Genomic DNA, 11886 nt, shown 5'->3' on the forward strand with positions numbered 1-11886 from the left:
GATGCGGCGGTCGAACTTTCAGCGCCTGATGCAGTGGTACACCCTGATCCTGTCGATCATGGTGATCGGGGTGACGCTGGTCGCCGGCATCATCAGCGTGGACAGCTACAACGCGCAGATTCGCCAGGCCAAGACCTACGCCCGCCAGCGCGTGGCGTCGGCGCTGCTGCGCTACCAGGAGGTCACCAGCGACTTCGCGCGGCAGCTGGGCGCGGACCAGTCGAACCTGGGCTCGCTTGAGGCGTATTTCTCCGAATCCGTGCCGAGCTATGCGCAGTACGCGCTGAACGCGGCGGAAAAAGGGGGCAACTACTTCTACTGGCCGCAGCAGGTCTTCAATTTCTTCATTAATCACGATGAGGTCGACAAGCTCGAACTCGTGCTGACGTCGGGCAAGAACCACTTCGTTGCGACCAGGCTGAACCGCTCGGGCCGCATCGCGCCCAAGGCCCAAGTGTCGGCCGGCGCGTTCGTCGCGCCCTTGATCAACAGCAGCTCCCAGCTGGATTCGGCCGGGACGCTGGGGTTGACCTTCAACGACACCAGTCTGATCTCGCAGCTGCGCCAGAGCCAAAGCCCGGCACACATGCAGATTCTGGTGGTCAACGACCGCGGGGCGCTGTTGACCCACTACGCGGACTCTTCGGTCACCGCCGGCGAGAAGACGGAGCTGATGCAGGCCTTTCGCCACGGCACGCTGAAGAGCAACAACCACTACACGGTGGATACCTACCAGGTCGGCTCGACCACGGTGAACGACCAGGCGACCATGATTGTCGCCATCAACCGCTCCGGCCTGGCCAACATGATGATCTGGCACATCCTGCCGATCGCCGGGCTGGGGCTGATCGTGCTGCTTTTGCTTGGCACGACGCTGTGGGTCACCTTCCTGCGCTACCAGCGCCAGCTTTCGACCATCGTGACCACTGTGTCGGCCGTCAGCTCGGGCAACCTGAGCGCGCAGGTGCCGATTGTCAGCTCGCACACCGACCTGTCGGAGCTGGCCTCGGGCATCAACACGATGCTCGACGACATCAACCAGTACATCAACACCATCTACAAGCTGCAGATGGCGCAGCAGCAGGCCAGCATGAAGGCGTTGCAGGCGCAGATCAACCCGCACTTCATGTCCAACACCCTGGAATACATCCGCATGGCGGCGCTCGATGCCGACCAGCCGGACCTCGCCAAGGTGGTGTACAGCTTCGCCGCGCTTTTGCGCAACAACACGGACCTCTCGGCGGTGGCGACGCTCGATTCCGAGCTGACCTTCGTTGAAAAGTACATTTACCTCTACCAAGTCCGCTTCCCGGACCGGCTGGCGTACCAAGTCGAGATCGATCCGACGCTGGCTGACCTTGAGCTGCCTAAGTTCAGCCTGCAGCCGCTGGTCGAAAACTACTTCGTCCACGGCGTCGATTTTTCCCGCCACGACAACGCCATCTCGATTCGCGCCACGCGCACCGAAACCGGCGTGCGCATCGTGATCAAGGACAACGGGCGCGGCGTCATCCCGGCCGACCTGGCGCGGCTGAACGTGCGCATGACCGAGCCGCTGGGCAACTCCCAGCACGAGTCGATCGGGCTGCAGAACGTGTACGCCCGGATGAGCAACTACTTTGGCCCGAGCTTCCGGATGCGCCTGCAGGGCAACGACCAGGGCGGCACCAGCGTGGTGGTCAGCTTTGACGTGGACCCGGTCAGGCGTCGTCACCAGACCCCGATGCTGCCTGGCGGGCCAACGGCTTAGGCAAACCGTCGGAATTGTGGGTTGAAAAGGGTGGGGGCAGCGGCTTAAGCTCGAAAGGGCGGCCGGGCGCTAAGCCCGCGCTTTTCCACCCTCTAAACGGGTTCCCCAAGGCAACGCCGGTTCGGCCAGCTAGGACCGGCACTCGGGCCAAAGAGCGGCCCAAGCGCCAGTCCTACGCTGGCCGACCGGCTAAGCCCGCCTTGGTCCACCCTCTGAAAGGAGTTATCCCCATGAAACGTGTGATGGCAGTCGATGATGAGTTCATGATTCTGCGGGGCATTCCCAAGCTCATTGACTGGGCCGCGCTGGATCTGACCATCGTGCAGACCGAGCAGAATCCGGTGGCCGCTTTGACCTATCTGCAGCACGAGCCGATCGACATTCTGCTGTCGGACATGAACATGCCGGAGATGGCCGGCCCCGAGTTCTTGGCCGCGGCCCGCCGGCTGCAGCCAAACATGCAGATCATCGTGCTGTCGGGCTACGGCGACTTCGATTACGTCAAGGCCGGCCTCGAGCAGGGCGCGCTGAACTACCTGCGCAAGCCGATCGACCCCGACGAGCTGGTCAAAACGCTGCAAAAGGCGCTGCGGCAGCTCGCCCAGCACGACACGGCGGATCAAAACGCGCAGCTGGCCCACCAGGCGCTGACCCGCGAGCTGGTCACCGGCCGCTCGCAGGCCCCGGTCGACCCGGCCGCGGCCCACCTCGCGCTCAGCCTGCCGGACAACTGCGAGTGGCGCCTGCTGGCGATTCTCAATCCGCAGCAGCGGGCGGCGCTGCAGGCCGACCTAGTGTCGCAGCGCGAGGTTGCCGGCTTCTTTTCCGAGGGTCAAGACGTGATTGTGCTGTTCACCGGGACCACGATGCAAGTGCGCCAGTTCCTCGATCAGCTGCCCGACAGTGTCGGGCCGACTCGCCGGCCGGTGGTGGTATCGCCGGTGATCAAAAACCACGCGGCGATTGCCGACGTCTATCAGCGCGTACGCTGGGCGATCAACCGGCGGTACTTTTTCGCCGTCGCCAACGGACTGGTGATCCTACCGGAGCAGGAGGCGGGCCCGAGCGTGAAGCTGCCGACGGTGGACACACTCAAGGGCGAGCTGCGCGACGTGCCGCTGACCGGCCTGGCCGACTGGCTGAACGCGCGCTTCTCGCAGATGGAGCAAGAGGATGCCTCAGTCGAACTGACCCGCCAGATTGCGGTGGTCATCCTGCTGGCGATGCGCGCGCTGCACCCCAGCTACGAGCTGACCTCCGCGAGCTTCGGGCGCATCAACGGGGCGGCGACGGTCGCCGAGCTGACGGATGTGCTGCTGACAACGGCGGCGTCGATGTCGCAGACGGCGCAAAAGCGCTACTCGCGCAACGTCTCCGAGGTGCTGGGCATCATTTCCCAGCGCTTCAAGGAGCCGCTGACCCTCGGCGACATCGCCGGTGACCTGCACCTCAGCCCGGTGTATTTGGGCCAGCAGTTCAAAAAAGAGGTCGGCCAGACGGTTGCGCAGTACCTCAACGACTACCGGATCAACCAGGCGATCCAGCTGCTGGAGCGCACCGAGATGGACGTCAACGAGATTGCGCACGCGGTCGGCTACCAGACGGCCAGCTACTTTTTCAAGACGTTCAAAAAGCAGTTGAACATGAGCCCGGGCGAGTACCGCGAGGTCGCCTTGGCCGCACCGAGCGAAAGCGGGCGACAGGCATGAGACTGAACGTGGCGACCTTCAACATCGCCGGCGGCAACGCACCGGACCTCACCGCCATCACGCGCCTGTGCGAGCGCGAGCGGCTGGACCTAGTCGGGCTACAGGAGGTGGACCGAAACACCCGGCGCAACCCCTACGACATGCCGGCGCTTCTGGCGGGCCAGACCTACACCTACCGGTTCGCCGCGGCCATGCCGTTGATGGGCGGCGAGTACGGCATCGCGACGCTGGCCGCCGGGCCGCTGCAGGCGTCACGCGCGGTCGCCTACACCACTCACGGGCTGGAGCCGCGCGTCTTTCAGCGCAGCCTTTACACCCGAGACGGCGTGACGCTTGCCGTGTACAACACGCACCTGTCCTTTGAAACCCCGGCGCTTAGGCGTCAGCAGGCGGCGGAGCTGCTCGCCGCAATGCGGGCGGAGGACGGCCCTGCGGTGTGCTTCGGCGATTTCAACTGCGACCAGTCGCAAGACGAGTGGGCAAGCTTCAACCCGCTGCGCCGGGTGAACGGGAACAGCACGTGGTTTGAAAGCTTCATCGGCCGCGACGACACGATGAAGGTGATGACCATCGACAACATCCTGATGACGCCTGACGTGCGCTTTGAGGGCGCGCGGCTGGTGCCGACCATCCTGTCCGATCACCGGATGCTTGAGGCGCAGCTGATCATCGCGTGATCATCAGGTTTGAACAACACGGGGACTGGCCACATTATGGCCAGTCCTTTTCAGTTGACAGCCTCGCCAGTGGGTGTCGCGTCGCTCGGTCCGATGGTGGCGGCGACCGCCGCCGTCGCGACTCGCCGATGTCACCTTAAATTTGACCAGTAATCTCCATAGTTTGGCTAGTCCACGGATTCTGAAAGCGCTTTATAATGTAAATGTTAACAAAACTGCACATGTGCTTTGCCTGCGACGGCAGGCTTCCATCGCACCATCATCGCTCATTGGCCCAAATCTTGGGGCCCGCATAATTCGTTTTGGTAGTTGGGGTTCATTCAAATTATGTTCAGGAGGTACTTGTGATGAGAAAGTGGCAAAAGGGTTTAGCATTGGCTGGCACTGCAGCGGCAACACTGGCACTAGTGGCCTGTGGCAAGGGTAACGATAGCGGTGACAGCGGCAGCAAAGGGAGCAAGGTCACCGTGACCATGTACCGTCCAGGGGATGTGCTGGACAACGACAAGGCCATGATGAAGATCGTCAACAAAGAGATTCAAAAGCAGTACCCGAACGTGGAGCTGTCCATCAAGCCGCTCTCCTGGGGGGATTACGGCCAGAAGTTCAACGTCATGCTGACTTCCGGCGACGGCTTTGACCTCGCGTTCTCTTCCGGCAGTTACGTCGACAACGCACACAAGGGCGCGTTCACCGACCTGACGCCGTTGATTAAGAAGTACGCGCAAAAGGCATACGATGCCATTAACCCGGCGTACTGGAAGGGTGTCAAGGTAGATGGCAAGATCTACGGCTTCCCAACCAACGCCAACGTTTACTCGCAGGAAACGCTGACCTTCAACGACACGTTCCTGAAGAAGTACAACATCGACGTGTCCAACGTCAACTCGCTGCAAGACGCGACCCCGGCACTGGCGGCCTTCCACAAGGCTAACCCTGGTGTCGCGGCGTTTGCCATCGGCAAGGGCTACCACGCCCCGGCGTTCGGGCCTGACAACAGCTACGAGTACCCGCTGAGCAACGCGTACCCGTTCGTGATCGACCAGACCGGCAAGTCCACCAAGGTGGTTAACCCGTACAACACGCCGACCCTGCAGAAGAACCTGAAGACGCTGCACGAATGGTACCAGGCGGGCTACATTCCAAAGGATGCCGCAACGTCAAGCACGGCCTACAACCTGCCTGAGGATACCTGGTTCACCCGCGTCGAGACCAACGGCCCATTCGACTACGGTGCAACCGCGTTGAACAACGCACGTACCGGCAAGACGGCAACCGTGCGCCAGATTTCCAAGCCTTACAAGTCCACGTCTGATGCCCAGATGGCGATGTACGTGGTTTCCAAGTCCTCCAAGCACAAGAAGGAGGCCGTTGAAGTCCTGAACGCCATCAACACCAACAAGAAGATCCTGAACACCATGGTTTGGGGCATTGAGGGCAAGCAGTGGGAATTCACCGACAAGGCGAAGGGCAAGATCAAGACCCTGGATGGTTACAAGCAAAAGACCTACTACGGTGCTTGGATGACCGGGAACAACAAGCTGCTTTACACCAAGGACGAAGTGACCGACGCGATGATCAAGGATCGCGACAAGAAGATTGCGGAGGCCAAGGAGTCTGCCGGGCTGGGCTTCGTTCCGGACACCACGTCTGTGAAGACGGAAATGACCAACATCTCCAACGTTGTCAGCAAATACTCCGACATCATCAACACCGGGACGGTTGAGCCGATGGGCGCAATCAAGAAGATGAACGCCGAGCTGAAGAGCGCCGGTTGGGACAAGGTTCAAAAGGTGATCCAGGATCAGTACGACAAGTTCCGTTCTGAAAACAACTAAGCATCGCCGAGAAAGAGACTGGAGGCTTCCAGTCTCTTTTTACGGGTTGCAAAAAGGGTCACCGACTGGCCGTATTCGCGCCAAGACATTGAATTTGTGAAGTAAGACCCTTAATATGGCAAGTCGTCAAACTTGTAAACGCTTTATACTGAATAGTGTAGTCGTGAGCCACAAAGGAGGGATGGCAATGCAGACGAAACAGTCCGCGGTCGTCGGGGGTAATAACAAGGGCTTCATCGCCAAGATGAAAAAGAACAGCACGTTTTTCCTGCTGGTCGCACCAGGGACCATCTTCCTGATCATCTTCTTTTACATTCCCGTGTTGGCCAATGTCGTGGCGTTCCAGAATTTCCAGTACTCGGATGGAGGCTTCCTGTACAGCCTGTTCCACAGCCCGTGGGTCGGGTTCCAGAACTTCATCTTCTTCTTCAAGTCCGCCGACTTCTGGCTGGTACTTCGCAATACCGTCGGGTACAACCTGACGTTCCTGCTTCTGAACTTCTTCTTTGCCATTTTCTTCGGCATTGTGATGAGCCAGATGCGCAACATGCGGCTGCTTCGGGTCTACCAGACCTCGATGCTGTTCCCGTACTTCCTGTCTTGGGCGATTCTGGCCTACTTCCTCTACGCCTTCTTGAGCGCGGATAAGGGGATCATCAACCACATCATCACCGGGGCGGGCGGCACGGCCATCGACTTCTACAACACGCCGTACGTCTGGCCGTTCCTGATCGTCTTCATGGGCGTTTGGAAGGGGATCGGCTACAACAGTATCCTGTACTTCGCGACCGCTTCCGGCATCGACCCGTCGTACTACGACGCGGCGATGATGGACGGCGCCAACAAGTGGCAGCAGATTAAAAACGTCACGCTGCCGCACATCCTGCCGATTGCGACGTTGATGCTGATCATCAACATCGGCGGCATCTTCCGGTCCGACTTCGGGCTGTTCTACCTGCTGCCGCGCGCTTCGGGCACTTTGATCAACGTGACGCAGACGTTCGATACCTACGTCTACCGCGCGTTGACCACGACCAGCGACATCGGCATGAGCACCGCGACCGGTCTGATCCAGTCCGTGGTCGGCTCGGTCATGATCCTGGGCTCCAACGCGATTGTTCGTAAGCTGCAGCCGGATTCGGCACTGTTTTAGGAGGCGCGCGCATGGCAAAAAAGAAAAAAGTCGTCAGCGCCGTGGACATCCGCAAGTTCAGCGCCGGCACCAACCTGTTCTTCAACATTTTTCTGGGCATCTTCGCCTTCACCTGCGTGGTGCCGTTCGTCTTCATCATCATCCTGTCGTTGACCAAGGAGTCGGACATCACCCTGTACGGCTACCAGTTTTGGCCGAAGCACTGGACGTTGGCGTCTTACACGTACCTGACCGGTATGGGTGGCCAGGTCGGCAAGTCCTTCCTGATTTCCGTCATCGTGACGGTGGTCGGGACCATCATGAGTTCGACCTTCACGTCGACTTACGCCTACGCGATTTCGCGGCGTGACTTCGACTACAAGAAGTTCTTCACTGTCTTCGCCCTGATCTCCATGCTCTTCACCCCGGGCATGGTGCCGAACTACTTGGTTGTCACGCAGATGCTGCACCTGAAGGACAGCATCTGGGCCCTGATTCTGCCGGCATCCTTCGGGGTGTTCAACGTGTTGATCATGCGGACTTTCTTCCTGACTAACATTCCGGAATCGATCATCGAGTCCGCCCGCATCGACGGGGCGTCTGAGCTGAAGATTTTCCGCAGCATCGTGGTGCCGCTGGCGGTGCCCGGGATTGCGACCATCTCGCTGTTCTCCGCTTTGGGCTACTGGAACGACTGGTTCAACGCGATGCTGTACACGGACAGTCCGGATGTGACGCCGCTGCAGTACCTGCTGGTTAAGATCCAAAACAACATCACGATGTTGACGCAGCAGGCGGCCCAGGGCGGGTCGACCATGGCGGCCGGCACGGAGATCCCGTCTGAAGGCATGCGCTTCGCCGTCGTCGTGGTCGCCACCTTGCCAATCGCCCTGACGTACCCATTCTTCCAGAAGTACTTCGTCAAGGGCATGACCGTCGGCGGGGTCAAGGGCTAGACCGTTTTCAACACCATCACAAGCACTCGCAACCCGTATCTGTTCACAACCGGACCTGGAGGCAGGGCCGGCCAGGGGACCGCGGAATCTGCGCACACTCCCTTGCCGTGTCCTGCCATTTTTGTTGCCTGAGCGCCTCGTGAAATGGTTAACGAATTATCTCAATGTGGTACCAACTGGCTGAAAGCCAAAAAATTGTGTTTTGTAGGAGGAACTAAGCTATGAGTAAGTGGCAAAAAGGATTAGCACTCGCAGGCACCGCTGCGGCGGCCCTCGCCCTCGTGGGTTGTGGCAAGAGCGGCAGCAACGGTGACAGCGGCAGCAGCAATGGCAAAGTGACCGTGACGATGTACCGCCCCGGTGACGTTTTGACCAACGACAAGGCCATGATGAAGATCGTCAACAAGGAGATCCAAAAGCAGTACCCGAACGTTCAGCTGTCAATCAAGCCCCTTTCCTGGGGCGATTACGGCCAGAAGTTCAACGTGATGCTGACTTCCGGTGATCCGTTCGACCTGGCGTTCTCCTCAGGCAGCTACGTGGACAACGCCCACAAAGGCGCGTTCACAGACCTCACGCCACTGCTGAAGAAGTACGCCAAGAAGGCCTACGATGGCATCAACAAGGCCTACTGGAAAGGGGTCACCGTCAACGGCAAGATCTACGGCTTCCCGACCAACGCGAACGTTTTCTCCCAGGAAACCCTGACCTTCAACGACACCTTCCTGAAGAAGTACAACATCAGTGTTGACGACGTGAAGACCCTTCAAGACGCCACCCCGGCGCTTGCGGCCTTCCACAAGGCCAACCCTGGCGTCGCGGCGTTTGCCATCGGCAAGGGCTACCACGCCCCGGCCTTTGACGCCACTCACAGCTACGAGTACCCACTGAGCAACGCCTACCCGTTCGTGATCGACCAGACGGGCAAGACCACGAAGGTTGAAAACCCGTACGACACCAAGACGATGCAAAAGAACCTCAAGACCCTGCACAGCTGGTACCAGGCGGGCTACATCCCACAGGATGCCGCAACCTCCAGCACCGCTTACAACCTGCCTGAGGACACTTGGTTCACCCGCGTCGAGACGAACGGTCCCTTCGACTACGGCTCAACCGCTTTGAACAACGCCCGCGGCAACGGCAAGACCGTCACCGTCAAGCAGATTTCCAAGCCTTACAAGGCGACGTCCGACGCCCAGATGGCGATGTACGTGGTCTCCAAGTCTTCCAAGCACAAGAAGGAAGCCGTTGAGGTCCTGAACGCCATCAACACCAACAAGAAGATCCTGAACACCATGGTTTGGGGCATCGAAGGCAAGCAGTGGGAATTCACCGACAAGGCTAAGGGCAAGGTCAAGACGCTCGATGGCTACAAGGAAAAGACCTACTACGGCGCTTGGATGACCGGGAACAACAAGCTGCTTTACACCAAGGACGAAGTGACCGACGCGATGATCAAGGATCGCGACGACAAGATCGCCAACGCCAAGCAGTCTGCCGGCCTGGGCTTTGTTCCGGACACCACGTCTGTGAAGACCGAAATGACCAACATCGCCAACGTGATGAGCAAGTACTCCGACATCCTGAACACCGGGACCGCGGATCCGATGCCGACCATCAAGAAGATGAACGCCGAGCTGAAGAGCGCTGGCTGGGACAAGGTTCAACAGCTGATCCAAAAGCAGTACAACGAATTTCTGAAGAAGTAATCCGCCGTCTGCACACGGTCGAGTCGAAAGGCTCGGCCGTTTTTGTGCCCAGGGCTTTGAAAGGCGCACCTAGCGGGACGGATTGCCTAGCCAAGGCGCTTGGGCCGCACTTTGGCCCGAGTGCCTTGGCGTAGCAAGCCGCTCCCGCGTTGCCTTTCAAAGCCCGACGATGCCCAGGGCGGAGGCCGGCGCACTTAGCGGGACGGGTAGCCTAGCCAAGGCACTTGGGCTGTTCTTTGGCCCGAGTGCCTTGGCGTAGCAAGCCGCTTGCGCGTTGCCTTTCAAAGCCCGCCGACGCCCGACGCGCAGGAGGGCTCAGTTCGCGGCCGGCCGGGTGCTGCCATGCGGCGGTCGGCCGCGCTGCGCATTGTTGTCCGGCGCCAAGTCTGCTACACTACGGGTACGAACCAATGAGGAGGGCCATCGTGGCAAAAACACCGGTAGCAAAAAACGAAGAATTGACGGTCACGGTTGAGGATCTGACCTACGAGGGCATGGGCGTGGCCAAGGTTGACGGCTACCCGCTGTTCATCGACGGCGCGCTGCCCGGCGAGCGGGCCGTGGTGCATGTGGTGAAGGCGGAAAAGAAGTTCGCCTTCGCGCGGCTGAAGACGCTTGAAACCACGTCGCCCGACCGCGTGACGCCGCGCGACGCGGCCTACACGCAGACCGGCATCGCGCCGCTGCAGCACCTGGCGTACCCGGCGCAGCTGGCTTTCAAGGCCGCGCAGATCCGCAACCTTTACAAGAAGGCGCACCTGGACGTGCCGGTCAAAGAGACGCTGGGCATGGCCCAGCCGTCGGGTTACCGCAACAAGGCGCAGATTCCGGTGAGGATGGTCAACGGGCAGCCGACCACCGGTTTTTACAAGCGGCGCTCCCACGAGCTTTTGCCGCTCGAGGATTTTTACATTCAAGACCCCAAGATCGATACGGCGGTGCTGGTGGTGCGCGACCTGCTGCGGCGCTACGGCGTGCCCGCCTACGACGAGGCGACCAACACCGGTGTGATCCGCCACATCATGGTGCGGCGCGGCTACTTCTCGCACCAGATGATGATCGTGCTGGTCAGCCGGACCTGGGCCGTGCCTTACCTCGACGAGCTGGTGGCCGGGATCACCGCCGCGTTGCCGGAGGTCGTGTCCATCGTCTTGAACCTCAACGAGCGGGCGACCAACGTGATTCTGGGCAAAAAGACGCAGATGCTGTACGGCACGCCGTACCTGGAAGACAGCCTGCTGGGCAGCCGCTTCCGCATCAGCCCGCTGAGCTTCTACCAAGTCAACCCGACCCAGACCGAGGTGCTGTACACCCAGGCCGTTGAGGCGGCCGGGCTGACCGGCCAGGAGGTGGTGATCGACGCGTACTCGGGCATCGGCACCATCAGCCTGACCATGGCCAAGCACGCTAAGCAGGTCTACGGCGTCGAGATTGTCCCGGAGGCCGTCGCCGACGCGCGCGAGAACGCGCGGCTCAACGGCGTGACCAACGCCGAGTTCGTGCTCGGCAAGGCCGAGGACGTGATGCAGGCCTGGAAGGAAGAGGGGCTGCACGCGGACGTGCTGATGGTCGACCCGCCGCGCAAGGGGCTTGCCCCCGAGTTCGTCGCGGCGGTCGGCGTGATGCTGCCGCCCAAGGTGGTGTACGTCTCCTGCAACCCGGCCACCCTGGCCCGCGACATCGCGGCGCTTCAGGGCTTCGGCTACAAGGCGACCGCGACGCAGCCGGTCGACATGTTCCCGCAGACCACCTCGATCGAGTCGGTCACGGTGCTGACGCGGGCGGAGTAACCGTTAATACAGACACCTGCCACAGGCGCTCGGATTGCAGCCGCAATCCGGGCGCTTTTTTGGTGCCGGGCGGCTGGCGGCTTGGGCGCACGTTCGACGCGCGTGGGTGGCGCCGAGGGAAACGGCGGCTGAAATTTTGTGAAATCGGCAATTTTTTGGGCCGGCGTCAGCGGCGAAACGGCGGTTTTTCGCGGCGGCCGGGGCTTGTGAAGCACAGAAAACGTTTGACAAAAACGCGGCGAGGCCCGATAGTTAATCATTGTCAATGGCATAAACATTCAATGCGGTTGAAGTTCCACGCCATGGTGCGTAATTCCGCCTCACC

8 protein-coding genes are annotated in these 11886 nt (G+C 60.3%); all 8 read left to right on the forward strand.

The annotated features are described in order from the left end of the window. The first annotated feature begins 1 nt into the window (after position 1). A complete protein-coding gene (locus LE416_RS02375) occupies positions 2-1750 on the forward strand; it encodes a sensor histidine kinase (protein ID WP_225046894.1) in 1749 nt (582 codons plus the stop codon). Between the two features lie 230 nt (positions 1751-1980). After that, a complete protein-coding gene (locus tag LE416_RS02380) occupies positions 1981-3459 on the forward strand; it encodes a response regulator transcription factor (RefSeq protein WP_225046895.1) in 1479 nt (492 codons plus the stop codon). Continuing rightward, entirely contained in the window at positions 3456-4136 is a 681-nt protein-coding gene (locus LE416_RS02385) for an endonuclease/exonuclease/phosphatase family protein (protein ID WP_225046896.1), read from the forward strand. Before LE416_RS02380 ends, LE416_RS02385 begins: the two co-directional genes overlap by 4 nt. 347 nt (positions 4137-4483) lie before the next feature. Continuing rightward, positions 4484-5974: an ABC transporter substrate-binding protein gene (locus tag LE416_RS02390; RefSeq protein ID WP_225046897.1), complete on the forward strand. Its 1491-nt coding sequence runs from the start codon at positions 4484-4486 to the stop codon at positions 5972-5974. A gap of 187 nt (positions 5975-6161) precedes the next feature. Next, positions 6162-7127, forward strand: a complete 966-nt coding sequence (locus LE416_RS02395; protein WP_420844367.1) for an ABC transporter permease — start codon at positions 6162-6164, stop codon at positions 7125-7127. 11 nt (positions 7128-7138) lie between these two features. Further along, positions 7139-8062 carry a carbohydrate ABC transporter permease gene (locus LE416_RS02400; RefSeq protein ID WP_225046898.1) on the forward strand — a complete coding sequence of 308 codons (924 nt, stop codon included), beginning with the start codon at positions 7139-7141 and terminating at the stop codon, positions 8060-8062. 221 nt (positions 8063-8283) lie between these two features. After that, positions 8284-9771 (forward strand): ABC transporter substrate-binding protein, encoded by a 1488-nt coding sequence (locus LE416_RS02405; protein ID WP_225046899.1) that lies wholly within the window; start codon positions 8284-8286, stop codon positions 9769-9771. Positions 9772-10196: 425 nt separating this feature from the next. Next, positions 10197-11561, forward strand: coding sequence for a 23S rRNA (uracil(1939)-C(5))-methyltransferase RlmD (gene rlmD / locus LE416_RS02410; RefSeq protein WP_225046900.1), 1365 nt, complete (start codon positions 10197-10199; stop codon positions 11559-11561). Positions 11562-11886 lie beyond the last annotated feature (325 nt).

The sequence above is a fragment of the Lacticaseibacillus kribbianus genome, assembly GCF_020180945.1.
Taxonomy (GTDB): Bacteria; Bacillota; Bacilli; order Lactobacillales; family Lactobacillaceae; genus Lacticaseibacillus; species Lacticaseibacillus kribbianus.

Coding starts and splice junctions, on each gene's coding strand:
- LE416_RS02400 (WP_225046898.1), top strand. CDS start 7,139: ATGGCAAAAAAGAAAAAAGTCGTCAGCGCCGTGGACATCCGCAAGTTC.
- LE416_RS02375 (WP_225046894.1), top strand. CDS start 2: ATGCGGCGGTCGAACTTTCAGCGCCTGATGCAGTGGTACACCCTGATC.
- LE416_RS02380 (WP_225046895.1), top strand. CDS start 1,981: ATGAAACGTGTGATGGCAGTCGATGATGAGTTCATGATTCTGCGGGGC.
- LE416_RS02405 (WP_225046899.1), top strand. CDS start 8,284: ATGAGTAAGTGGCAAAAAGGATTAGCACTCGCAGGCACCGCTGCGGCG.
- LE416_RS02385 (WP_225046896.1), top strand. CDS start 3,456: ATGAGACTGAACGTGGCGACCTTCAACATCGCCGGCGGCAACGCACCG.
- LE416_RS02390 (WP_225046897.1), top strand. CDS start 4,484: ATGAGAAAGTGGCAAAAGGGTTTAGCATTGGCTGGCACTGCAGCGGCA.
- LE416_RS02395 (WP_420844367.1), top strand. CDS start 6,162: ATGCAGACGAAACAGTCCGCGGTCGTCGGGGGTAATAACAAGGGCTTC.